Origin of the sequence: Hymenobacter polaris, from assembly GCF_012927305.1 — a bacterium.
GTDB lineage: Bacteria > Bacteroidota > Bacteroidia > Cytophagales > Hymenobacteraceae > Hymenobacter > Hymenobacter polaris.
On sequence record NZ_JABBGH010000001.1, the window covers coordinates 952,011 to 976,189 of the forward strand.

At 65.0% G+C, this 24,179-nt stretch carries 20 protein-coding genes; 10 read left to right on the forward strand and 10 right to left on the reverse strand.

What is annotated here, in order from left to right:
• The first annotated feature begins 97 nt into the window (after positions 1 to 97).
• Positions 98 to 922 (forward strand): alpha/beta fold hydrolase, encoded by an 825-nt coding sequence (locus tag HHL22_RS04035; protein WP_169529674.1) that lies wholly within the window; start codon positions 98 to 100, stop codon positions 920 to 922.
• 197 nt (positions 923 to 1,119) lie between these two features.
• The gene (locus HHL22_RS04040) at positions 1,120 to 1,323 is read left to right on the forward strand and encodes a hypothetical protein (RefSeq protein ID WP_169529675.1); all 204 of its coding nucleotides are present in this window, start codon (positions 1,120 to 1,122) and stop codon (positions 1,321 to 1,323) included.
• A 94-nt stretch (positions 1,324 to 1,417) separates the two neighbouring features.
• Here the strand turns inward: HHL22_RS04040 and HHL22_RS04045 are convergent, their stop codons facing one another.
• Positions 1,418 to 2,401, reverse strand: a complete 984-nt coding sequence (locus HHL22_RS04045) for an ADP-ribosylglycohydrolase family protein (RefSeq protein WP_195809219.1) — start codon at positions 2,399 to 2,401, stop codon at positions 1,418 to 1,420.
• A 228-nt stretch (positions 2,402 to 2,629) separates the two neighbouring features.
• On the opposite strand from HHL22_RS04045, the gene HHL22_RS04050 reads away from it, so the two are divergent.
• The 4 genes from HHL22_RS04050 (at position 2,630) to HHL22_RS04065 (ending at position 9,326) form a co-directional block, all read left to right on the forward strand.
• Positions 2,630 to 4,777 carry a carboxy terminal-processing peptidase gene (locus tag HHL22_RS04050; RefSeq protein WP_169529676.1) on the forward strand — a complete coding sequence of 716 codons (2,148 nt, stop codon included), beginning with the start codon at positions 2,630 to 2,632 and terminating at the stop codon, positions 4,775 to 4,777.
• 260 nt (positions 4,778 to 5,037) lie between these two features.
• Entirely contained in the window at positions 5,038 to 6,153 is a 1,116-nt protein-coding gene (locus HHL22_RS04055; protein ID WP_241737961.1) for a hypothetical protein, read from the forward strand.
• A 274-nt stretch (positions 6,154 to 6,427) separates the two neighbouring features.
• Complete coding sequence (lysS, locus tag HHL22_RS04060) at positions 6,428 to 7,951, forward strand: lysine--tRNA ligase (protein ID WP_169529677.1); 1,524 nt, start codon at positions 6,428 to 6,430, stop codon at positions 7,949 to 7,951.
• A gap of 241 nt (positions 7,952 to 8,192) precedes the next feature.
• Positions 8,193 to 9,326, forward strand: a complete 1,134-nt coding sequence (locus HHL22_RS04065; RefSeq protein WP_169529678.1) for a glycosyltransferase family 61 protein — start codon at positions 8,193 to 8,195, stop codon at positions 9,324 to 9,326.
• A 337-nt stretch (positions 9,327 to 9,663) separates the two neighbouring features.
• Here HHL22_RS04065 and HHL22_RS04070 read toward each other — a convergent pair whose 3' ends face one another.
• Together HHL22_RS04070 and HHL22_RS24325 are read right to left on the reverse strand one after the other, a co-directional pair.
• Positions 9,664 to 10,002, reverse strand: coding sequence for a YtxH domain-containing protein (locus HHL22_RS04070; RefSeq protein ID WP_195809220.1), 339 nt, complete (start codon positions 10,000 to 10,002; stop codon positions 9,664 to 9,666).
• A gap of 322 nt (positions 10,003 to 10,324) precedes the next feature.
• Positions 10,325 to 10,810: a CsbD family protein gene (locus tag HHL22_RS24325; protein ID WP_169529679.1), complete on the reverse strand. Its 486-nt coding sequence runs from the start codon at positions 10,808 to 10,810 to the stop codon at positions 10,325 to 10,327.
• Positions 10,811 to 10,999: 189 nt separating this feature from the next.
• On the opposite strand from HHL22_RS24325, the gene HHL22_RS04080 reads away from it, so the two are divergent.
• The 4 genes from HHL22_RS04080 to HHL22_RS04095 all read left to right on the forward strand — a co-directional run bounded on the left by HHL22_RS04080 (position 11,000) and on the right by HHL22_RS04095 (position 13,020).
• Positions 11,000 to 11,263 carry a Kazal-type serine protease inhibitor domain-containing protein gene (locus HHL22_RS04080; protein WP_169529680.1) on the forward strand — a complete coding sequence of 88 codons (264 nt, stop codon included), beginning with the start codon at positions 11,000 to 11,002 and terminating at the stop codon, positions 11,261 to 11,263.
• Positions 11,264 to 11,342: 79 nt separating this feature from the next.
• On the forward strand, positions 11,343 to 11,714 hold the full coding sequence (locus HHL22_RS04085; RefSeq protein WP_169529681.1) for a cupin domain-containing protein: 372 nt from the start codon (positions 11,343 to 11,345) through the stop codon (positions 11,712 to 11,714).
• Positions 11,715 to 11,734: 20 nt separating this feature from the next.
• Entirely contained in the window at positions 11,735 to 12,139 is a 405-nt protein-coding gene (locus HHL22_RS04090; RefSeq protein WP_169529682.1) for a hypothetical protein, read from the forward strand.
• A 71-nt stretch (positions 12,140 to 12,210) separates the two neighbouring features.
• Entirely contained in the window at positions 12,211 to 13,020 is an 810-nt protein-coding gene (locus HHL22_RS04095; protein WP_169529683.1) for a DUF4468 domain-containing protein, read from the forward strand.
• Positions 13,021 to 13,096: 76 nt separating this feature from the next.
• On the opposite strand, the gene HHL22_RS24330 is transcribed toward HHL22_RS04095, so the two are convergent.
• The 7 genes from HHL22_RS24330 to HHL22_RS04130 form a co-directional block, all read right to left on the reverse strand.
• Positions 13,097 to 14,758, reverse strand: coding sequence for an FAD-dependent oxidoreductase (locus tag HHL22_RS24330; protein WP_169529684.1), 1,662 nt, complete (start codon positions 14,756 to 14,758; stop codon positions 13,097 to 13,099).
• Positions 14,759 to 14,800: 42 nt separating this feature from the next.
• Positions 14,801 to 16,237 (reverse strand): sensor histidine kinase, encoded by a 1,437-nt coding sequence (locus HHL22_RS04105; protein WP_169529685.1) that lies wholly within the window; start codon positions 16,235 to 16,237, stop codon positions 14,801 to 14,803.
• Between the two features lie 43 nt (positions 16,238 to 16,280).
• Positions 16,281 to 17,291 (reverse strand): bestrophin family protein, encoded by a 1,011-nt coding sequence (locus tag HHL22_RS04110; RefSeq protein ID WP_169529686.1) that lies wholly within the window; start codon positions 17,289 to 17,291, stop codon positions 16,281 to 16,283.
• A gap of 88 nt (positions 17,292 to 17,379) precedes the next feature.
• Positions 17,380 to 18,105: a hypothetical protein gene (locus tag HHL22_RS04115; protein WP_169529687.1), complete on the reverse strand. Its 726-nt coding sequence runs from the start codon at positions 18,103 to 18,105 to the stop codon at positions 17,380 to 17,382.
• Between the two features lie 50 nt (positions 18,106 to 18,155).
• On the reverse strand, positions 18,156 to 19,331 hold the full coding sequence (locus HHL22_RS04120; protein WP_169529688.1) for a PP2C family protein-serine/threonine phosphatase: 1,176 nt from the start codon (positions 19,329 to 19,331) through the stop codon (positions 18,156 to 18,158).
• Positions 19,332 to 19,378: 47 nt separating this feature from the next.
• The gene (locus HHL22_RS04125) at positions 19,379 to 20,254 is read right to left on the reverse strand and encodes a sensor histidine kinase (RefSeq protein ID WP_169529689.1); all 876 of its coding nucleotides are present in this window, start codon (positions 20,252 to 20,254) and stop codon (positions 19,379 to 19,381) included.
• 43 nt (positions 20,255 to 20,297) lie between these two features.
• Positions 20,298 to 24,014 carry an ATP-binding protein gene (locus HHL22_RS04130; RefSeq protein WP_169529690.1) on the reverse strand — a complete coding sequence of 1,239 codons (3,717 nt, stop codon included), beginning with the start codon at positions 24,012 to 24,014 and terminating at the stop codon, positions 20,298 to 20,300.
• Positions 24,015 to 24,179 lie beyond the last annotated feature (165 nt).

The window sequence follows — 24,179 nt, forward strand, 5'->3', positions numbered from 1 at the left end:
CGCCGGGGTGCAAGCTGACGTACCCGCGGAGGCCCTGCCAAACCGGCCGGGCCCTGGCTTAGCTTTGGGACAAGCTTTTGGTGAAAGCTAACGCGCTATGAAACACGTTCTTTTTTGGCTGGCTCTGCTGCTGGCCGGGCGGGCGGCCCTGGGGCAGCCCGTGCCCTACGGCCACAACCCGGCGGCCGGCCACTACGCGGCGGTGCGCGGCATCCGGCTGTACTACGAGAGCTACGGGGCGGGCCCGCCGCTGCTGCTGCTGCACGGCAACGGGGGCAGCATGGGCGATTTTCAACAGAACATCCCCTACTTCGTGGCCCACCACTACCGCGTCATCGCCGTGGACAGCCGCGCCCACGGCCGCTCGGCCGACCCGGCCGACTCGCTGAGCTTCGAGCAGCTGGCCGACGACTTTGCCGCCCTGCTCACCCACCTGCGCCTCGACTCGGCCTACGTGCTGGGCTGGAGCGACGGCGGCATTGGGGCGGTGCTGCTGGCTTTGCGCCACCCCGAAAAGGTGAAGCGCCTGGTGGCCACGGGCGCCAACTTTTCGCCCGACTCGCTGGCCCTGACGCCCGCGCTGTGGCAGCAGCAGCAGCGCGGCTACCTCGAAAACAAAAACCGCGTCTTCACCGACCCGGTTAAGCGCAACGAGTGGAAAGTATTTAAGCTGGACGTGTTTCAGCCCAACGTACCCCTAGGGGCGCTGCGCAGGGTGCGAGCCCCAGCGCTGGTGGTGGCCGGCGACCACGACGTGATTACGCTGGCGCACACGCTGGCCATTTACCGGCACCTGCCGCGGGCCTGGCTCTGGATAGTGCCCCACAGCGGCCACGCCACGCTGCAGGAGCACGCAGGGGAGTTTAACCGCCAGGTTGATACGTTTTTTCGGGCGCCCCGCATCCCGGCGGGGCCACACTAGCGGCCCTAGGGGCCCGGCTGAGGGCAGGGGCGTTTAAGCTCGGCGGTAGCGCGCCCGCTTCTTCAGCTAGGTAAGCAGGGCATTTAACTAGAATCCGGCGTACTTAAAACGAATGTAGCTACATGAGTGCTGGCCGGCCGCTTACTTTGCTGCTGCCTTTCGCTCTTTACTACTTTACCCTCTACCCCTTCTCTTTTATGGAATCGCAAACGACCCGCGCCACGGCCGTGCGCCAAGCACTGGCCCGCCGTGCGCGCACCGCCTACACTCCGCCCGAGCTGCAGGTGCTGACCCAGTACGTGCTCGGCCACCTCACGCAGCAGCAAGCCAACGAGCAGCTCCGCACCCTGGGCCTGACGCTGACCCTGGCCTCGTCGGCCGCCAGTCCGCAGCCCGCCTAGGGCCACCAGCACCAATCCACGGGGCCGCGCCAGCAGTTGTTCACGACTGCCGGCGCGGCCCCACTGCTTTTCCGGCCGCTTGGGTAGCCACGCCCTAGGTCGTGGCGGCGTGGGCCAACCGTTCGGCCAGCGCCTCAATATCGGGGCGGCGGGCCAGCCCGGCCCGCCACTCGGCCGGAATGCCGGCCTCGCCGTAGGCCAGGCCCGCCAGGCCGCCGGCTACCGCGCCGGTGGTGTCGGTATCGTCGCCCAGGTTCACGGCGGCCAGCACGGTAGCGGGGTAATTATCGTGGCGCAGCAGGCACCACAGGGCTGCCTCCAGAGTATGCACCACGTAGCCGCTAGAGCTGATTTCGCTTTCGGGCAGCATGGGCAGGCTGCCGTCGAGCACGCGGCCATACTTGGGCCACTCATAAAATACCGGTGCCTTTGCCTGCGTCTGCAGCCACTCGTTGGCCAGCGCCCGCAGCTGCGCGTAGGCCTCGGCCGGCCCTAGGCCCTGCAGCAGCCCGCGGGCCACCAGCAGGTACAAGAAGCAGCCCAGCGTGGAGCGCGGATGGCCGTGCGTGACGCACGCCACAGCTTCGGTGAGCGCCCAGGCAGCAGCCAGGTCCAGGGGCGCGGCCTGCCAGGCACGGTGAAAAGCCAGGGGCAGGATGCGCATGAGCGCCCCGTTGCCATTGTCGTGCTCGGAGCGGGGGCCGGCCTGGGTGGGCGGCGTGCCCCGGCGCAGGCGGTCGATGGCCGCGCGGGTGGCATTGCCCACGTCGAAGGTTTCGCCGGTGGCCGTCCAGTAGGCGTTATCCAGCCAGTTGATGGCCCGGCGGGCGAAGTCGGCCAGGTCGGGCGCGCCGGCCAGGCCACCGGAGCGGGCCAGGGTTTCGGTTAGGCAAAAGGTGAGCGAAGAATCGTCGGACCAGGTGCCGGCGGGCTGGTGATGGGTGCCGTAGGCGCGCAGGCCGAGCACCGGGTCGCGGCGGCGGGCTTCGCGGCTCGCAAACTCGACGGGCACCCCTAGGGCATCGCCCACGGCCAAACCCAACAGGGCAGCGCGGGCGGCGGTGGCAGTGGCGGGCATAGGCGGCAGGGTAGCGGGGCGTGAAGGAACCCAAAAATAGGGGCCGGCTGGGCCGGGCTACTCTTTTGCGGGTAATTCCGTATAAGCAGCCATACTTTACCGACCAACCAGGGGTTTTGGGCGGCACTATTCCGCGCCTAGTCGGTGTTTTTCTCGTATGTTGGCCGGGGCGATAGTTCTTGTTGCGCGCGGCCCCTACATTTGACTTTCTTACTCTCTCCCTTCCGAATGTCTCCTTCCCGCCTCAAAATTAGCACCTACGCCGGCCTGGTAACTGCCGTGTTTGGGTTGGCGTCGTACCGGTTTTACCAACGCAGCGGGCCCGAAGCCGTGCCCGGCAAAGAGCAGGTGCTGGTGGGCACCATCGTGCAGGGCCTCACCCAGGCGCACTACCAGCCCGAGCGCATCGACGATGCCTTTAGCAAGCGCGTGTTCGACCTCTCACTCAAGCGCCTAGATTACCGCAAGAAGTTTTTGCTGCAGTCCGACATCGCGCAGCTGATGAAGTATCAGACTGATATTGACGACGAAACCAAGCGCGGCACCCACGAGTTTCTGGACCTCAGCACCAAGCTGATGGCCGAGCGCACCAAGCAGATGCAGGCGCTCGCCCACGAGTTGCTGGCCAAGCCCTTCACCTTCGACAACGAGGAAACTTTCCAGAGCGACTGGGAGAAGGCGACCTTCCCGACCAACGCCGCCGACCAGCGCGAGCAGTGGCGCAAGCTGCTGAAATACGAGACCCTGGTGCGCGTGGCCGAGATGATGGACGAGCAGGACAAGCGCCACGACCGCAGCCGGGTAGCCAGCCTCAGCAAAGAGCCCGCCACGGCCGAGCCCGACCGCACCCCCGCCCAGATGGAGGAGGAAGCCCGCAAGCGCGTGCTTAAGTTCTACGACGAGCAGTTTGCCGACCAGCCCGACGCCAGCGAGGTGCTAACCAGCTACGCCAACGTCATCGCCAACACCTACGACCCGCACACCGAGTATTTTGCCCCTCGGGACAAGGAGGAGTTCGATATTCAGCTCACCGGCCGCTTCGAGGGCATCGGGGCCACGCTGCGCGAGAAGGATGGCCTGATTTACATTGATGACATCGTGCCCGGCTCGGCCTCGTACCGCCAGGGCGAGTTGAAAAAAGGCGACGCCATCTTGCGCGTGGCCCAGGGCGCGGCCGAGCCCGTGAGCATCGAGGGCTGGCACACCAACAAGGCCGTGACGCTCATTCGGGGCAAGAAGGGCTCGGAAGTGCGCCTGACGGTGAAGCGGCCCGACGGCTCGACCAAGGTTATTCCCATCGTGCGCGACGTGGTGGTGGTGGCCGAAACCTACGCCCAGTCGGCGGTGATTAACGACCCGAGCGGCGTGAAAATCGGCTACCTGCGCCTGCCGACGTTCTACGCCGACTTCAACGACAACGGTGGGCGCTCGTCGGCCGAAGACGTGAAGAAGGAGCTGGCCAAGCTGAACGCCGAGGGCGTAAAGGGCGTCATCTTCGACTTGCGTAACAACGGCGGCGGCTCGCTCAACGACGCCGTGGAAATGGCGGGCCTCTTTATGCCCAGCGGCCCCATGGTGCAGGTGCGCACCAGCCAGGGCATTACCAACGTGCTGAACGACAAGGACCCTAGGGTGCAATACACCGGCCCGCTGGTGGTGCTGGTGAACCGCTACAGCGCCTCGGCCTCCGAGATTTTGGCGGCCGCCATTCAGGACTACAAGCGCGGCGTGATTATGGGCTCGACCAGCACCTACGGCAAGGGCACGGTGCAGCGCATCATCGACCTCGACGAAACGTTGCCTACCGAGCTGAACTCGCTGAAGCCCTTCGGCTCGCTGAAGTTCACGATGCAGAAGTTTTACCGCGTGACGGGCGGCTCGACCCAGTTCAAGGGCGTGGCCTCCGACATCGTGCTTCCCGACGCCCTCTCCTACCTCGACCGGGGCGAGAAAGAGTCGGACTACCCGCTGAAGTGGGACGAGATTAAGCCCGCCAGCTACCGCCCCTGGGACGACCAGCCCAACTACGCCAAGCTCGAAGCCAACAGCAAAGCCCGCGTGGCGGCCAACCCGGCCTTCCAGCAGCTGGCTGAGATTGTGCAAACCCTGCGCAAGCGCAAGGACGAAACGGTAGTGTCGCTGAAGCTGACCACTTACCGCGCCTCGCAGCACCAGCTCAAGGAAGAGTCGGACAAGTACGACACCATCCAGAAGGCAGCTAAGCCCCTCACCATCCAGCCCCTGGCCGCCGACCGCCAGGCCCTGGGCAGCGACACGACCAACATCAGCCGCGCCATGCGCTTCACCAGAGGCCTCAACAAGGACCTGACCGTGAACGAGGCCGTGAACGTGGTGAAGGACCAGACCGCAAACTAAGCGGATTTAACGGATACGCCGCTTTGCGAGCGAGTAGCAAGAGCCACCTTTAGGGGTGGCTCTTTTTTTAGCCATTCACTTTAGCAAATAGCCATACCTTTCTCCCTTTCCCGCGTCGGGCGGCCCTAGGCTCAGCCACGCCCAAAACCGCGTAGCCAGCCGCGCCAGCGGCGTATCTACGCCATCCGTTAAATCCGTTAAATCTGCGATTATTTTTAGCAAACAAGAACTAAAAACCTTGGCCTAGGTGTTATCCTGGTATGACGACGAAACCCGAAGCCCGCATTATTCCGCTCATCCCGGCCGAAATGTATTCGGCCCCCGTGGAGAGCACCTCGACCCTGGCGGAAGCCATGCTCACGCCCGAGGAGCAGGAGCAGCAGCGCCAGGCCGACGAAACCTGGCGCCGCAGCATTCCGGCGCAGGTGTTTCTCAACTACTTCTTCGCTATCAACTACCATTTGCAGGACGAGGCCGGCGCCCCCCAGGGCGGCCTGGGCAACTTGCCGTACTTCCGCCAGCACCAAGCCGAGCTGGGCGACGCCGACGTGGCCGCCCTCACCAAGCTGCTGCACACCTGCTGGAGTACCGAGTACGCCCTGCGCGCCACCGCCGAGCTGGGCGATGAGAACTTCCTGCGCAACGCCCTGCACTGGACCTTCCCGCAGGCCTACCACACCATCCTGTCGGGCCTGCAGGCCTTTTTGTACACCACCGGCGTGCGCACCACCAATGCGCAGGTGGTGCGCCGCGAGGTGGGCCGGCTGGTGGTGAAGAACGCTTACCCACGCCCGGTATCATTCTACGCCGCCGGGGCCTACGGTGACTTCAGCATCCACCGCCTGCCGCTGGCCGGCTACAAGGCGGGGCTGCACATTGCGGCGCAGGAGATTGATGCGCAGGCCCAGATTGGCCAGTTTTTGCGCACTACGCGCAAGCAGCGCGCCATTGGCGTGCGCCAGCAGGTGCAAGCCAACCCCAATACCGCCATTCGGAGCCAGAAAACCGGCCGCCCGCTCGATAAGTGGACCGCCAGCCACTGGCAGCAGATTACCTGGCGCCTGGGCTACACCACCATCTTCGATTTGCTGGGCCGCCTGCGCATCTCGCAAACCAGCCGCGAGATTGAGCGCTACGTGGAGGCCGACATCGACTTCCGCCTCTTCCACACCTCGCTGCTCAACATTGTGAGCTACCTCAACGGCGTGCACGAAACCTACGTGGCCAAGGCCCTAGGGCTGGCGCGCTACGAGCAGTTGGTGCGCGAGCTGCCGTTGCACTTGCAGGGTGGCTTCGTGCAGGAGCGCCTGCGCACCCGCGTGCAGCCTACCCTGCTGGGCGCCGAGCCCACGCCCGAGCTGCGCATGGCCGCTTAAATCGCAGATTTAACAGATTCAACGGATTGCGCCGATATGCTTGGCTTGACAAGCCGGCTACGCAGTTTGTATTAAAGGCCACCTCGCTTCGGGGTGGCCTTTTTTTACACGTACTTTTGCGGCTCGCTTACTGGTAGGGAGTCTACAGGATGCCTAGGAGAATGCTGCAACTACTCCATAACCAGGCGCATTCCTCAATAAGCCCGCGCCATAAGCATAGTCAGCCTCGCACCAGCGGGGCGTATCTGCGAAATCCGTTAAATCAGTTAAATCTGTGGTCCTTAGCGAACAAGAACAACTGCGCCGCCACAAGCTCAACGAGCTGCGCGCCCTGGGCATTGAGCCCTACCCGTCGGAGCTATTCGATGTCAATTTCTCGGCCCAGGAGATTCTGGACAACTACCACCCCGAGCTGAACAACTTCCAGGAGGTGGCGCTGGCCGGCCGCCTTATGTCGGTGCGCGTGATGGGCAAGGCCTCGTTTGCCGAGCTGATGGACTCGTCGGGCCGCATTCAGCTCTACGTCAACCGCGACGAGATTTGCCCCGGCGAAGACAAGACCTTGTACAACAACGTCTTTAAGAAACTGCTCGACCTAGGGGACTTCATCGGCGTGAAGGGCCACGTGTTTAAAACCCAGGTGGGCGAAATCTCGGTGCACGTCACCGAGCTAAAGCTGCTGGCTAAGGCCCTGCGCCCGCTACCGGTGGTGAAGGAAAAGATAGACGAAGCCACCGGCGAGAAAGTGGTTTACGACGCCTTCACCGACCCCGAGCAGCGCTACCGCCAGCGCTACGTGGATATGGTGGTGAACCCGCAGGTGCGCGACACCTTCATCAAGCGCACGCAGCTGGTGCAGGCCATGCGCAACTACCTCAACGACAAGGGCTACCTGGAGGTGGAAACGCCCATTTTGCAGCCGCTCTACGGCGGCGCGGCGGCGCGGCCCTTCACCACGCACCACAACACGCTGGACATGACGCTGTACTTGCGCATTGCCAACGAGCTGTACCTCAAGCGCCTGATTGTGGGCGGCTTTGATGGCGTGTACGAGTTCTCCAAGGACTTCCGCAACGAGGGCATGTCGCGGTTTCACAACCCTGAGTTCACCCAGATGGAGCTGTACGTGGCCTACAAGGACTACGCCTGGATGATGGACCTGGTGGAGGAGATGGTGGAGCGCGTGGCCCTGGCCCTGCACGGCAAAACCGAGGTGCAGGTGGGCGACAACCTCATCAACTTCCAGCGGCCCTGGCAGCGCTACACCATGTTCGAGGCCATCGAGAAGTACACCGGCGAAGCCATCGGCGAGCTGGACGAAGCCGGCCTGCGCGCGGTGGCCGACAAGCTGCACGTGCACCTCGACCCGAGCATGGGCAAATCAAAAATCATCGACGAGATTTTCGGCGAGCATGTCGAGCCCAAGCTCATCCAGCCCACTTTCATCACCGACTACCCAGTGGAGATGTCGCCGCTGGCCAAGAAGCACCGCGACCGGCCTGGCCTGGTGGAGCGCTTCGAGGCCATCTGCAACGGCAAGGAAATCTGCAACGCCTTCTCGGAGCTGAACGACCCTATCGACCAGCGCCAGCGCTTCGAAGATCAGCTGGAGCTGGGCAAGCGCGGCGACACCGAGGCGATGGTGCTCGACGAGGACTTCCTGCGCGCCCTGGAGTACGGCATGCCGCCCACGGCGGGCCTGGGCATCGGCATCGACCGCCTGAGCATGATTATGACCAACTCGCACTCTATCCAAGACGTGCTCTTCTTCCCGCAAATGCGGCCCGAGGCGCTATAAGCGCAGCCTAGGGCCTGGGCGCCCGCGAAACCCCCAGGCTCCGCGCTACCCAACCAAGCCAGGTGTGGCGGTGCAAGCCGCGGCGCCTGGCTTTGCTTATGGGCCCTAGGCCGGGCTGAGGCGCGTGAACTTGCCAACGTGTATAATCGACCCTACTTTAGTATTTTATATTTGCTAAAGGCTGAGCTAGTAAGCGGCTTTTAGCTTCTTTTCAACTTAGTAGGCTTAGTAGATTTAGCACATGGAGTACGCCCGCGCGAAGCTGCTGAATGCCCTGCGCCGCGGCACCCGGCTGGCGGCCAGCGCGGCGGGTGTGCGCTTCTTGAGCAAGGCGCAGACGGTGGACTACCTGCGGCCCCAGGTGCTGCGGCAGTACCCTGGGCAGCAGCTGGCGCTACCAGCCGTGCCCGACGCCGTAGCAAGTTCGCAGCTGCTGCACGAGGCCCGCACCATTGTCACGGAGCCGCAGTACACGTGGCAGCTGGCGGCTGCGGCGGGGGCCGCCCTGCTGCGCAACGGGGGCGTGCGCGTAGGCCGCACGATACTTTGCCCCGATTATGCCATCCACGAGCTGGGGCGCCACTGCTGGCGCCCGGCCCCGCCCCGCGCCGCCACGGCCGATATACTACTAGCGCCGTTCAGCCACTACCAGCACCCGCTGCAGATATGGGGCTACTACGACTACCTGCTGCTGGTGGGTGCCAAGCTGTGCCGCCTGCTGGCGGCCCTGCCGGCCACGGCCGCCGCGCAGGCGCTGGTCAGCTACCCGCTCTTTCATACTACCTACGAGCAGGAGCTGGCGGCGGCCCTGGGCCTAGGGCCCGCTCAGCTCGTTGACAGCCGCACCCACCGGGTAGGTTTCAGCACGTGCGTGCTTGGCAATGGTGCCGGGGGGTACTACCCGAGCGCCACAGACGTGCACCTGCTGCACGACCGCCTGGCTCCCCTCATCAACCCCAACGCCTCCTCCGCTCCCCGCCTCTATATCAGCCGCAGGGGCCGCCGCCGCATCAGCAACGAAGACGCCCTCGTTCGGATGCTGCTCACCTACGGCTTCACGGTGGTGGAAGACCGGCCGCGCAGCCTGGCCGAGCAGCTTACCCTTTACCACGGCGCCTCCTTTATCCTGGGCCCGCACGGCGCCTCCTTTACCAACATCATCTGGTGCCGGCCGGGCACGCAGCTATTTGAGATTTTTTCGCCCGGCTACGCCCCCGACTACTTTCACTACCTGGCGCAGCTGCGGGGCGTGCGCTACGCGGGCTGCCGGCAAGCGCTGGCCCCCGGCCGCTACAGCCACCCTCTGGATGAGAACATTGTCGTGTCCGTCGATGCCATCGAGCGGGCGCTGGGTCCCTTGCTCTGCACCACTTAGGCGGTTGCCGCTGCCGGCGCCGGGAAGGCCTAGGTCTTACACGTCAAAAAGCCCGCTACCGATAGGGTAGCGGGCTTTTCTTTACCAAAGATGGGAAAAACAACTCACTGACAGAAGCTTGCGATGGGTCGTCTGATTTTACTGCGCGGAATGATAAACCAATTCCGCCAGAAGCTCCTACGTCCGGCAATTTTACAGCAGCGAAATTGGCAATTCCAACATCGTTTGGTAAGGTCTTTAACGGGGCGGGTAGCCTAGGGTTACGAGGAGCCCGTTATTTTTTCAACAAATCGCTTAACTTACTTATTTACAGAGAAATATTTTTATAGACGCAGCCTCATACCTCATCGCCGCCTACCGAGCGGCCGTTGCCGGCGCCGGCGGGGGCGGTAAGGTCGCCGGGCTCGGCTGCGCTCAGGCTCTGCAGCCGCTCGTCGGCGGCTTGCTTATCGGCATTGTGGGCGGGGGTAGCGGCGGCGGCACCGGTAAAGCGGGCCAGGGCGCCCTTCACCTTGTCGCCCAGGCTACCGCTCCAGAGCTTGTCGGCGCCCTGGGCCAGGGTTTTGCGGGTGTCCTCGCCGGTTTCGGGGGCTAGCAGCAAGCCAGCCACGATGCCGGCCGTGGCGCCCGCCAGCAGCGAGACGATGACTTTACCGTTGTTGTCTTTAATAGGCATGGTGGGTAAGGAGCTAAATGGGTAGAAAATCAACTACGGCGAATTTATATTCCGGGGTACCATCAGAGCGGGGTTTAGCTTACGTCCGTCAGTGAACGGTCAGCGTGAAATTGGCGCGACCAACGGGCGGGGGCCAGCCCCGCCCCGAAGGTACCCAGACTACCTGCGCAAGGCAGTAGCCTAGGCTGCTACGGCAAAAGCTGCGGGCCGGTTAGCCAGTTGTAGCAGCACAAAAAAGCCACCCTCCGTGGAAGGTGGCTTTTGGTTAGCGGTGTCTACTATTAGCCCTAGGGCCTTAGTGCGGCCAGTGGGAGCGCTAGTTCTATGCTTTGTTGGCCGCGTCTTTGGCGGTGTCGGTTGCCTTGCTCACAGCGTCTTTGGCTTTGCTGCTAAAATCGCTCAGCAGCTTCACAATATCCGACTTGCTTTGGCCGAGCTTCTGCTCGAGGCGGCCGAGCAGCTCGTCTATCTTGCCATCGCTGAAGTTGAGGTCCTCGTCCGTCAGCTGCGCATACTGCTGCTTCAGCTTGCCTTTAATTTCATCCCAGTTGCCCTTGATTTGCAGGTTGCTGGTCAGCTCGTCCACCTTGCCGCTGATGCCTTTGAATTTTTCTTCCAGGTCGGCGCTGTATTTCTTGTATTGCTCGCCCAGCTGGTCACCCAGGTCCTTGGCCGATTCTTTCCAGCTATCGAGAGTTACGGAGCCTTTATCGGGGGCCAGCAAAATGCCGGCAATGATACCAGCACCCGCGCCTGCCAAGGCGGCGAGCAGAACTTTGCCAGCGCTGTTGTCTTCTTTGTAAGCCATGAGAAAGAAAAATAATGAAGGTGAGTTGAAGTTCAAGCGAATAGCTGCCCTAGGGGGCAGCTAGGCTCGGCGTATGGCGGCTATACGGCGGCAGCGGCGGGGGGGTTGGCAGGGGCCGCAAAAAAGCGGGCGGCGCGGGGTTTTGGCCCGCTAGCCCTACCTTGCCACCCCTCCCCTAGCCCTTTTTATATGCTTTTTCTCCTTGTTTGCCGGGGTCACCGCCTGGGCCTGGCCGCCGGCCTGCTGGCCCTGGCTGCCTGCCAGCGGCCCGCGCCCACTACCAGCGCTTGCATCGACCCCGCCAAAGTAGACCCCACCGGCGTGTGCCCCATGGTGTACGAGCCGGTGTGCGGCTGCGACGGCAAAACGTATTCCAATGCCTGCGTAGCTGGCCACGCGGGCGTGCGCACCTTCCGGGCGGGCGCCTGCCCTACCCCACCGGCCTCGCGCTAGCCCGGCGGGCCTAGGCCGCAGTGGGCAGGCGCGCCCGCTATACGCTGTATTTCAACTTATTACTTATTTATTTAGCCGCATGGCCGCTACCAAAAACTACGTTCGCAACACCGCACCTTTCGTGGTGCCCACCACCGATGGCAAGCTCATTGAGGAGCACGTGGGCCTGGCCAGCACCGGCACCGGGCAGTACAGCGTGGCCCACATGGTGGCCCCGCCCCACTGGAGCGAGCCGCCCCAGCGGCCCGAGTTTGACGAGGTGACGATAGTGGTGCGGGGCCGCAAGCGCTTCGAAATTGACGGCGAAATAGTGGAGCTGGGCGCGGGCGAGTCGCTGCTGATTAAAGCCGGGGCGCGGGTGCGCTACGCCAACCCTTTTGCCGAGGAATGCGAATACTGGTCGGTGTGCGTGCCTGCTTTTAGCCCGGCCACCGTACACCGCGAAGAATAGCTCCTCACTGCCGCCCACCCATGCCCCAAACGCTCGCCGCCTACCCGTTTCTGAATTTGCTGCTTCACCCCGGCCCCGTACCAGTGCTCGAAACCGAGTGGCTGGGCTTTGCTGGCAGCGACGACTTCCGGACGGCTTTGGTAGAGGCGATGCGCCTGGCCCGGCTGCACAAAGTAACGGGCTGGGTGGCCGACGACCGCCGCCTGGGGGCCGTGCGCCCCAAAGACCTGGCCTGGACCCACGAGCAGGTGCTGCGGCCGCTCAGCGCGCTGGGCGTGCGCCGCTTTGCCCACCTCGAGTCCTTGGAAGCCCTCAACCGCCTCACCATCGACGGCTTATACCGCGCGGCCCTGCCGGACCTGGCCTACGAGTTCCGGCATTTTACCGACCTAGGGCAGGCGCGGGCCTGGGCGGCGGGCGCCTAGCCCGCGCGCTGGCCCTAGGCCACTGGCTAGGCAGGCGGCCAATCGCGCGGGCCTACCGACCTTTGCCCCCCATGAAGACCTTCTTGTTGACGCTGCTGGGCGCCCTGCCCCTGGCGGCGCTGGCGCAGCAGCCCGAAGCCACACGCCCGCCCGTCACGTACCGCGTGGGGCTGCGGCGAGCGCCCCTGTATCGGCGGGCCGCCGATACGCTGCGCCCCGCCGAGGTATTTGCGCCCAGCCAGGCGGCCGTGAGCGTGGTGGGCGAGCTGTCGTCCCGCTGGGTGGTGGTGGCGCGCGAGGGCTTCCGCTACCTGACGCCAGCCGCCGCGCTGGTGGGCTACAACCCCGCTGATGCCGACGCGCCGCCCCTTTCGGCCACCACCCACCGCATCACCTACGAGGGCGTGGTGCAGGTGCCCGGCGCCAGCCAGGCCGACCTTTTCGACCGGGCCCGCCGCTGGGTGAGCCAAACCTACAACCAGCAAAACGCCGAAGTAGAGCGCGAAGATGCGGCCAGCGGCCTGCTGCAGCTGCGCGGCACCCGCCTGGCGCAGGTGTACCAGGACTACCAGGGGGTACCGCGCGCCACCTACGCCGGTGTGGTGCGCCACTCGCTCAGCATCTACGTGAAGGACGGGCGCTATAAGTACGTGCTGACCGACTTTGTGCACGATGCCAAAGGGGTACCCAACCTGCGCTCAGGCGGCGCCCTAGAGCAGAAGCGGACCAGCCTGTTCGGCTACGGGGGCCTGGGCAGCTACCAGACGTGGACGGAACTGAAAACCGACGCCCTGCGCGACGCCCGCACCCTTGTGGCTGGCCTAGAGGCCGCCATGACGCTGCAAAAAGCGCGAATCCAGCGCAGCGCCAGCGACTTTTAACTGCCCTAGTGCGCGTAATCGCCCTAGGCGTGGGACCCGTACTTCGACCAGAAAATAACTATCTGAACTGCTGCGCCTAGGTTTCGGCCAGGTAGCGGTGTACGAAGCTGATGGCCGTGGCGCCCTCGCCCGTGGCCGAGGCCACGCGGGCCATGGCGCCGGCCCGCACGTCGCCGGCGGCGAAGATGCCGGGCACTGACGTTTCCAGCAGGTGCGGCTCGCGGGTGGGCAGCCAGCTTTGGCGGAAGTCGGCGTGCAGCTGGGCCTCGCGGCCGGTGAGCACGAAGCCCTGCGGCGTTTTAAGCACCTCGGCCGGCAGCCAGTCGGTAAACGGCCGGGCCCCGATGAACACGAACAGCGTGTCGGCGGGCACGGTTTCGGTGGTGTTGGAGCGGTTGTCGCGCAGGGTGAGGTGCGTGAGGTGGTCGGTGCCGGCCGCGCCCACTACCTCCGTAAAGTTGCGCACGGTAATGTTGGGGATGGTGCGGATTTGCTCAATCAGGTAAGCCGACATGGTGGCGGCCAGGCTCTCGCCCCGGATGAGGATGGTGACGTGGGCCGCGAATTGGGACAAGTACACCGCGCCCTGCCCGGCCGAATTGCCGCCACCGCTCACGTACACCAGCCGGTCGCGGCAGCTGTTGGCCTCGGTGGTGGCGGCCCCGTAGTACACGCCCGCCCCGGTGAAGTCGTGCACGCCCGGCGCTTCGAGCTTGCGGTAGTCAACGCCCGTGGTGATGATGACGCTGCGCGCCTGCAAGCTGCTGCCATCGCGCAGGTGCAGGATTTTGTAGCCGTCGCGCAGCTCGATGCGGGTTACTTCCTGGGGCATCAGGAACTGGGCCCCTAGGCGGGTGGCCTGGCTGGAAGCCCGCTGGGCCAGCTCGGCGCCGCTCAAGCCAGCCGGAAAGCCCAGGTAGTTCTCGATGCGTGAGCTGGTGCCCGCCTGCCCGCCGGGCGCGCGCTTGTCAATGAGCAGCGTTTTGAGCCCTTCGGAGGCGCCGTACACGGCCGCCGCCAGGCCCGCCGGCCCGGCCCCGATAATGACCACGTCGTAGAGGTCGGCCGGGGTGTCGGCGTGCAGCCCGATGCTGGCCGCTACCGCGGCCGGGGTGGGGCTGAGCAGGTAGCGGCCATCCTCCAGAAACAGCGCCGGCAGCTGCAGCGGGTCGATGGCGTTCAGCTCCACCAGCTCGCGGGCCTGCTCGCTGCTGGGGTATTCCAGCCAGCGGTAGGGCACGAGGTTACCAGCCAGGAAGTCCTTGAGGTCGTGGGCCTTGGGCGAAAACGCGTGGCCGATGAGTTTGAGGCCCACTAGCTCTGCGTTGTGGCTGAACTGCCAGAGCGCCAGCTGGTCGTCGAGCACGGGGTAGAGCTTTTCGGCGGGCGGGTCCCAGGGCTTCAGTAAATAATAGTGCAGCTGCACGTCGTTGATGGCCTTGATGGCGGCCTCGGTGTCGGCGTAGCCCGTCAGCAGTACCCGGCGCGCCTCCGGAAACAGCGCCCGCGCCTGGTCGAGAAACTGCACGCCGTTGAGGTCGGGCATGCGGTGGTCGCTGAGCAGCAAAGCCACCGGGTTGCCAGCCTTTTTCAGCTCGGCCAGCAGCTCCAGCGCCTCGGCCCCCGAGGCGGCGCTCAGCACCCGGTAGTCGGCGCGGTAGTGGTCTTTGAGGTCGCGCGCGATGGCCCGCAGCACGTGCGGGTCGTCGTCAACGCAGAGAATAGTGGGCTTAGCCATAATCGGGAAAGGAATAAAGGAAAAAGTGGCGCTGGCGGGGCCCTAGGCCTGCACGGCCGCCTGCCGGGGCAGGCATACCTCAAACTCGGTGTAACCCGGCCGCGACGTGGCTCGCACCGCCCCGCCGTGCTGGCGCGTAATGCGCTGCACCAAATCGAGCCCCAGGCCGGTACCCTGGCCGGGGGGCTTGGTAGTAAAGAAGGGCATGAACACCTGGCTTTGCAGCTCGGTGGGAATGCCGGGGCCGTTGTCGGTAATGGTGACTTGCACGAAGTTGGGGTCGTGGCGCGAGGCCACGCGCACCAGCGCGCCGGGCTGGCCGCGCAGTGCATCGAGGGCATTGTCGAGCAGGTTGGTCCACACCTGGTTTAGCTCGCCGGCCAGCACCAGCACCAGGGGCAGCGCGGGGTCCAGCTCTTGCTGCAGCTGCACGCCGGCCTCGCGAAACTTGTGGGCCAGCAGCCGGCAGGTGGTACGCAGGCCCTCGTTCAAGTCCACCGCCTGGGGGGCGGGGCTCTGGTCCATGTGGGTGTAGGTTTTGATGGAGCGCACCAGCTCGGCCACCCGGCCGGCGGCTTCGCGGGCATCGGCGGCCAGGCGCTGCAATTGCTGACCGTGGTAGGCCCATTGTAGCCCTAGGGCCAACTGGGCGGCGGGCACCTGCCGGGCGGCGGCGGCTAGCTGGGCCTCGGTGCAGCCCACTTCGGCCAGCTGCTCGGCCAGGGCCTCGGGCTGGGGCACGTCGTGGTCGAGCAGCCAGTCGGCCAGGTCTTCTTCGAGGGTGGCGCGGGCCAGGCGGCCCAGGGGCGCGGGCGGCGCGGCGGGGGCAAACAGGGCCTGGGCCACCCCTAGGGCCTCCGGCGCGGCGCGGGCGGCCAGCAGCTGGGTCGTCAGGTCGGGCAGGGCCTGGGTGTGGCGGCTGAGGTAGCCCACGGCGCTGGCCACGGCCCCAATGGGATTGTTCAGCTCGTGGGCCAGGCCGGCCGAGAGCTTGCCCAGGGCCACCATGCGCTCGTTTTGCTGGTGCACGGCGGTGGTTTCGCGCACCCGCGTGGTCATCACTCCCACCAGGGCCTGGGTCAGCTCGAAGTGCTGAGCGGCCATTTGCTGGGTGAGGCGGCGCGGCAAAGCCAGAATGGTGCTGGGCAGCACGGCCTGCGCCACGCCCTTGGCCGTGGTCATGCGCGAAAACGGCAGGTAGCCCGACACCTGGCCCGGCTCGTAGCGGATGATGCCGTGGCCGGGGTGCTGGGGGTCGAAGAGCCGCAGTTCGCCATGCAGCACCACGTGGGTATGGTCCACGGGGTCGCCCAGGCCGTGTAGCTGCTGGCCGGCGGCCAGCTCCTGCCGCTCGGCGGTGGCCAGCAGCCAGGCTAGCTGCGGCCGCGGTACCTGCGCAAACAGCGGGTAGCCGGCCAGCGTCGCCAGGTCGTCGTCGGCCGTATCAGGGACGGCGGCAGGGGTTGGTTCGGGGCTCATGCAGGGGCTAGGTGAGAAGTGAAAACAAGCGCAGGCCGGTGCCTTACAGCAAGATGTCGTTGACGGGCTGCAGGCGGGGCGGTAGGCTGCCCTCGGCCAGCATCTCGCGCAGGTCCAGCTCTAGGTTGCGGCACAGGGCCGTCATGGGCACGTCGTTGACGTAGTTTTCGAAGGGGTCCTCGCTGTTGTCGCCCACGATTTCGAAGGTGGTAAAAATCCAGGCTACCAGCACCGACACCGGCACGTTGAGCCACACCAGCGCCGTGGTGCCCAGCTTCGTGAACTCGCCCAGCATGCCAAAGGGCAGCAGCAGCACGAAAATCCAGACGAAGAGATTGGCGAAGTAGGCGTACTGGCGCGGGAAGGGCGTGTTTTTGATGCGCTCGCAGCCGCCCTGGGCCCCGCCGCACTCGCGCACGGCCAGCATCATGTCTATCTGGTAAAACTCGTCGAGCAGGCCATCGTGGCGCAGGTGGCCCAAGGCTATGGCCTGGTTTTTAAGCAGCTGCATGGCTGGGTTGCCGGTGCGCAGCACGGCCTCGTACTCTTCGGGGCTCAGGAAATCCTGCACCCGCGGCTCGTCGGGGTTGGCGGCGGTGGTGCCTAGGTCGGGGGTGTGGTGAATGTTGGCGCGGTCGTGCATGGTGGAGCGCCGCAGCTGCAGGCGCAGCATGTTGGCCCAGGCCAGCTGGCGGTACAGCACCTCGCGCCGCCGCTCCTGCACCTCCTCCTCGCTGAACTCGCCGGGGTGGCGCGCCCGCAGGTAGCTGAACGACTGCAGCGCCAGCGCCCGCGACTGGGTGAGGATGACGCCCCAGAGCTTGCGCCCCTCCCAGAAGCGGTCGTAGGACTGGCTGTTTTTGAATCCTAGGTAGAAGGACACCGCAATACCGATGGTACTTAAGGGCAGAAAGGGCAGCCGGATATCAATGCCGTGGGGCTGCAGCCACAGAAAGGCCCCGGTTACGAGGGCGGTCCAGAGGGTGAGGCGAAAGAGGTTTTTCCAGGCGAAGCTGAACCACACACCGAAGCGAATATTACGGCGAACGTACATAGGGAGTGAAAACGAGGAGGTAAGGAGGGCAACCAGGAGGCGGGGCGCCGGCCAGTTGCCCTAGGGCCGGCGCTGGCGGGCGCGGCAATCAAAAAGTCAATTCTTCCAGCACTTCCTTGGTATCGACGTCGAGGCGCTGGAAGCGGCGCAGCTCCTGGAAGGAAGTGAAGTCGCGGTCGGTATTGATGATGACGGCGCTCACCACGAACAGGTACTTGCCCAGGAAGGAGGTATGCTGGATGAGGTGGTCAATCTGCTTGTCCGAGGCTTCCAGAATCACCTCGGTGGCCTCGCGCAGGGGCTGCGCGGCGGCCAGCACCCGGTCGCGCTGGCCGTGCAGCAGGCTGGTGAGGGTGTGCTGCTGGTAGTTGTCGGCGGGCGGGGTGGCGGGCAGCGGCACCTCGTCGCGCACGTGCTGCAGGGCCAGGGCGGCGGCCCCGCAGCAGGCCGAGGCGCCCTGCTGGCCCACGCGCAAAATCTTGCCCAGCTCGCCCTGCGCCGTCACGCCGATGTGCGGGGCGTAGAAGATGAGCGCCGCCCCGTCGTCGGGCACGTGGTGGGCGAAAGCCAGCAGGCCGGTGAGCCCCACGAAGGGGTAGCCATCGAGCCCGCCCAGGTTGAAGGGGCCCAGCATCTGGCGGCCCTCCTCGGGGTAGGCAATTGCGTTCACGTCGTCGGAGCAGATGGAGTGCGCCAGCAGCACTTGGCGAGGCGCCAGCTGGTATCTGTCCCGCAGCACGTCCAGCGTGCGCTGCACAAACGTGCCCGAATCAATGGCCCTAGGGTAGTGCTGGCGTACTACGTCAAGCATCATAAAAGTAAGTGGTTAAGGGTGGGTAAGAAACTTGAAGAAGCTGGCGGGGCCTAGGCGCCGTTGTAGCGCAGCGTGAGCATGGTGATGTCGTCGAACTGCGCGTTGTCGCCGATGAAATTCTTGATGGCGTCGTAGGTAGCCTCGGTGATAGCCTGGGGCAGGGCGGCCGAGGTTTGGGCGGCCAGCAGGGCTTTCACGCGGGCCATGCCAAAGCGCTCGCCGGCTTTGTTATTGGCGTCGGGCACGCCGTCGGTGTAGGTGAAGAGCGTGTCGCCGGGCTGCAGCTGGAAGGTTTGCGCCTGGTAAGGGAAGTCTTCCAGGATGCACAGCGCCATGCCGCCGCGCTTGGGCAAGGACTCCACGGTGTTGTCTTTACGCAAAATCAGGGGCGCTTCGTGACCGGCGTCGATGTACTCGACCACCCCGGTTTTGATATCCAGGATGCCCACAAACGCCGTCACGAACATCATGGAGTAGTTTTCCTCGCTCAAGAAGCCGTTGATGCGCATTACCTCCTCCTGGATGGGCGCGCAGTCCTTACTAGAGAAGTGGCTCTTGAAAATGGCCTTGGTGATGGCCATGAACAGCGAGGCCGGCACGCCCTTGTCCGACACGTCGCCGATGAGGAAAAACAGGCGCTCTTCGCTCATCAGGAAGTAGTCGAACAAGTCGCCGCCCACCATCTTGGCCGCCCGCAGCATGGCGTAGAGGTCGAAGTCCGTGCGCTCGGGGAAGGGCGGAAACACCTTGGGCAGCATGGCCTGCTGAATTTCCTGCGCAATGTTGAGGTCGTTCTGGATGGCCAGCAGTTGGTCGTGCTCGCGCTGGGCCAGCATCAGCATCGACACGTGGTCGATGGTTTTGTTGAGCGTCGCCTCCAGGTCCTCGAAGCTGATGGGCTTGGTCACGAAGTCGAACGCCCCGCGGTTCATGGCCGTGCGGATATTGTCCATGTCGTTGAAAGCCGACACCATCACGGCTTTCAAAAATGGGTTCTTGCGGTCGTTGAGGTGGGTCAGGAACGTGAGCCCGTCCATCTCGGGCATGTTAATGTCGGAGAGAATCAGGGTGATGTCCTCGTTGGCATCGAGCTTATCGAGGGCTTCCTGCCCGTTGGTGGCGAAGATGAACTCGAAGCTCTTGTCCCGGATTTGGCGGCGAAAGCGCTGCGTGATGAGCATTTCCATGTCCGGCTCGTCGTCTACGCTTAATATTTTGATAGTCATGGCCCTAATAGGTTGTAGGAGGAGGAAAAGGGGGTGGCCGGCCAGCCCTAGGCTAGCAGCGGCAGCTGAATGGTAAACTCGGTGTAGCTGCCCGGCTCCGAGGCTACGGCCAGCGAGCCGCGGTGCAGGTCGGCCACGATGCGCCGGCTCAAAGCCAGGCCTAGGCCGGTGCCGGTGCCCACGGGCTTGGTGGTGAAGAAGGGCGTGAACAGCTTGGCTTGCACGGCCGCCGACATCCCCTCGCCGTTGTCGCGCACGCGCACCTCCAGGTGGTCGGCGAAGCGCTGCGACGACACGGTGATGGTGGGCTTGTAGGCGCCCGCGCTGCCGTCGAGCAGCTTCTTGCGGCGCTCGTTCACGGCGTAGCAGGCGTTGAGCACCAGGTTGAGCACCACGCGGTTGAACTCGTAGGGCGCCAGTTGCACCTCGCCCATGTTGGGGTCGAGCTGAAACACCAGCGACACCACAAACTCCTTGTCGCCGGCCCGGATACCCTGGTAGGCCAGCTTGGTAAACTCCTCCAGCAGCACGTTGAGGGCCGTGGGCTCGAAGTGGGCCGGCTCGTTGCGGGTTTGGGCCAGCATGCTCTGGATGAGGCGCTCGGCCCGCTGCGCGTTCTCCCGAATGCGGGTGATGTTGCCCCGGAGCATGCCCAGCACGTCGGTCAGCTCCGCGGCTTCGGGCGTGGCGGCCCACTTGGCGCTCAGCTCCTCCAGCTCGGTTACCAGGTCGGCCGAGAGGCGCGAGTAGTTGCTCACGAAATTGAGCGGATTCTTGATTTCGTGCAAAATGCCGGCCGTGAGCTGGCCAATGGCCGCCAGCCGGTCGAGCTGCGCCACCTGGGCCTGCAGGGCCGCTATATCAGCCGGCGAGGCGCCGGGGGGCGGGGCCGGCTCCGCTACTTGTACTTGGTTGGGGTCCATGGGGCGGCGAGGTAGAGGATGGGAATAGGGTAGTAGGTATTGGTTAGTAATCAAGTAGGGGGAGGCGCAGCACCAGCTCGGTAAACTCGCCTTCCTGCGATAGCAGCTCAATGGTGCCGCCGTGGGCTTCCAAAATATCCTTGCTCATAAATAGCCCTAGGCCCGTGCCCTTGGACGTAGGCTTGGTGGTGAAAAAGGGGCTAAACAGCTTGGCGCGCTCGCCAGGGGCAATGCCCTTGCCGTTGTCGCGCAGGCGCAGCTCGGCCTGGCCCGGCAGCCGGCTGGTGCTCACTTCCAGCACCGGGCCGTAGCCCGGCAGGCGGCGGCATTTTTCCTGCATGGCGTAGTAGGCGTTGCTGATAATGACTTGCAGCGCCTCGCCCAGCTCGAAGGGCAGCAGGCGCACCCGCAGCGGCGCGGCACTAAGCCGGGTATTCACCTGCACGTTCAAGTTCTTATATTCCGACTTTAGCTCCTGCTGCACGGTGCGCAAGCGGCTCTCCACAAAGATGTTGAGGTCGGTTTCGAGAAACTCGCGCGACTTCTCGCGCAGCAGCCGCTTCATGTCGCTCAGAATGCGGGTGGTGCTGTTGCTGTGCTCTAGCACGGTGGTGGCATTCAGGCGCAGGTCCTGCAAGTCGGTCAGCAGGTTTTGGTAGGTGTCGGGGGGCAGGGCGGCCTGCTGGGCCGTCACGGCGTCGAGCACGTCGGTCAGTATCTGGTTCGACGACTCGGTGAAGTTCTTGACGTAGTTGAGCGGGTTCTGAATGCGGTCGGCAATGCCCTTGGTGAGCTGGCCTACCGAAGCCAGGCGCTCCTGGCGCACCAGCTCGCCCTGGGTTTCCTTGAGGTCGTGCAGGGTGTGCTCGATGTTTTGCAGCAGCCGCGTCTTGATGAAGGCTGCAATCAGGTGCTCCTTCAGGTTGCCCACCATGCTCAAGTCGCGCTGGTCGAAGGCGTCGGTGCGGGTCGTATTCTCCAGGGTAATCAGGCCCTCAATCTGCCCCTGGTTGGCCAGCACGATGGTAATGAGCGACTTGGGCTCGGGCAGGTCGTCGGCGGGGTTGCCCAGCAGCTCGAAGCGCACGTCCTTCTTGAGGTAGATGTGCTCGTAGATTTCCACGGCCCCAGTGAGGTAGCGCGCCTCGGCCTGCTCCAGCGTCAGGCGGGCCTCGGCCAGGTGGCTGAGGTCCACGCTGGCGCGCAGGGCGTGGTAGCGAAAGGCCTGCTCCTCGTGGTGATACACCAAGAAGCTGGCGCTGTTCATGTTGCGGATGATGGAGAACTGCGCCAGGATGTTCTGGAAGAGGTGCGAGAAATCGACCTCGGCGTTGATGGACTGCACGATGAGGTCGATTTTTTCGAGCTGGTCGTTTTTCACCGCCAGCTCCTCCGACTGGTTTTCCAGCTCGGCTTTCTGGCTCAGCACCTCCTCGGTGCGCTGCTCAATCAGGCTTTCGAGGCTCTGCTTTTCCTGCACCAGCACCCGCAGGCGCCAGCGCACCAGCCAGTATACCAGGCCCGCACCTAGCAGCCCCAGCAGCCCTAGGGCCCACCAGTGCGCATACCAGGGCGCGGCCACCGCAAAGGCGTACTGCGCCTCGCGGCTCACGGTGCCGTACACGTTGCGCGCCCGCACCCGGAAGCGGTAGTCGCCGGCCGGCAGGTTGGTGTATTCCTTCTTGCTGGCCGGCCCCCACTCCGACCAGCCCGCGTCGTAGTTTTCGAGCTGGTACTGGAAGCTCAGCGCCTGGGTAACCGGGTAGGTAGCCGCCGCAAAATCGAAGCTGATGTCGTTGCCGCGCGGCGGCAGCGTCACGGTCGCCGGGGCCGCGCTGGTGGCGCCCGCGTACAGCACCCGGCCGTTCACGGTTTCGACCAGGCGCAGCAGCGCCGTGAAGGGCTGGGCGTAGGTTTTGGTAACGCGCTCGTCGTAGCGCACCAGCCCGTCGCGCCCCCCAAACCACACCACGCCGTTGCGGTCAGGGTATACCACGTTGATGGGCGAGGCCGCCACGGGCCGAAACGGCGTGGGCACCCCCACAAAGCGGCTGCCCTGGCGGCGGTACAGGGTGAGGCCCAGCTTGTTGCCGTTCACCGCCCAGAGGTTGCCGGTCGAGTCCTGCACCAGGTCGTTGAGCCAGATGGTAGACCCGGCCGCCGCCCCTAGGGGCGCGTAGGGCGCGAAGCGCTGCCGCAGCGTATCGAAGCGAAAGATACCTTTTTCGTTGCACGCCAGAACCCCCTGACTGGTGATGGCCAGGCGGTTGTAGAGCTGGGTGGGCAGGCCCTGAGGCCGGCCGTAGTGCGTGAGCTGCCCCGTGGCGGGAACGTAGCGGTAGAGGCCCGCCTTGAGGGTTTCCAGCCACACGTTGCCGCTGGCGTCCTCGTTCACCCCAAATACGCGCTCGCTCAGGGCGGGCACCGGGCGGTAGTGCGGCGCGCGGCCGGGCAGCACCGTCAGCACCCCCAGGCCCCGCTCGGTGCCCACGTACAGATGGGTAGCGTCGTGGCGCGCCGCGGCCAGGGCCAGCACGTAGTCGGTGGTCAGGGCCTGCTCGTGGCCGCCAGCTAGCCGGTGCAGGCCCTCGCTGGTGCCCACGTAGAGCTGCCCCCCCAGGCTGGCCAGCGCAAAGCTGCTGCCACCGGTAGAGAGTGCCCGCAAGCCCCCGTCGCCCAGGGCAAACAGGCCGTTGCTGGCCGCCAGGTACAGCGTATTGCCCAGGCGCAGCATGTCGTTGATTTCGCCCGTTTGGCGCGCCGCCTGGTCAAATAGCGTCAGCGGCGAGGGCAGCTCCAACTGGGCCAGGCCGTTGTTGAGGGCCACCCACAGGCTGCCCTCCTGGTCGGTAAAGAGGGCGTTGATGAGCTGGCCCGCCAAGCCTTCTTCGCCCTCCAGCACTTGCAATAATTGGCCGCTGGGCCCTAGGCGCAGCAGGCTGCCGCGCGCGGTGCCCAGCACCAGGCTATGGTCGCGCAGCACGGCCCCGGCCGTTACCTGGCGGCTGAGTAGGGCGGCGTTGGCGTTGCTGGCCAGCGGCGCCAGGGTGCCTTCCGCCAGCTGGTACAGCCCCTGCGAGCTGGTGGCCAGCAGGCGGCGGCCATCGGCCAGGGGCAGCAGGGCGGCGGCATCGCTGGGGCGGGGCGCGTCGGCGGCCAGCGGCAGGGGCTGCCAGCGGCCGGCCTGCCAGCGGCTGAGGCCCACGCTCGGCTGAAACAGGTACAGCTCCTCCCCCACCTGGAAAGCCGCCTGCACCGGCGCGCGCAGCGCCTGCTGGCGCAGGTGGCGCCCATCCCACCAAAACAGCACCTCGCGGGTAACGAAGCAGGGCCCGGTGGCGGTGGTCAGGATGGCCAGCACCTCGCTGAAGCGGGTGCGCACGTGCTCGCTCAGGCTGGCGAAGGCCAGGCGGCCGGTGCTGTCGGGGCGCAGGTAGCCAAACTCGCCGCTGGCGCCCACGTACAGGCGCCCGTCGCGCCCCAGGCGCAGGGCCGACACCTTGGTGATGTCGGTGGTGGGAATGCTGCGCCAGGCCAGGCCGTCGTACTCCAGCACCCCCGCAAAATTGCCCGCGTAGAGCACGCCGCGCCGGTCCTGCGCCAGGGCGAAGTTCTGGCTGTGCGCCTTGTAGAGCGTGGGAAGGTAGAAGCGGGTGGGCGGCGTGCCGCCGTCGGCCTGCGCCCACGCCGGCCCGGCCAGCAGGCCCACCAGCCCCAGCCAAAGCCAGCAGCCACGCAAAAGCAAACAACGGAAAGTCATAACGAATGGGAAGGAGAAAAGGCGCGGGCGGCGCAAACTGCCTAGGGCCCGGCAGGTGGCCTAGGGCCCGGCGAAGAGCCAGCGTAAGGGAATTTTCTTAGTGCTGACTGGCCTAGGCCGCCAGCTTGGCGAGGCATTGCTTTACAAGTAGTTAATAAGGAAAAA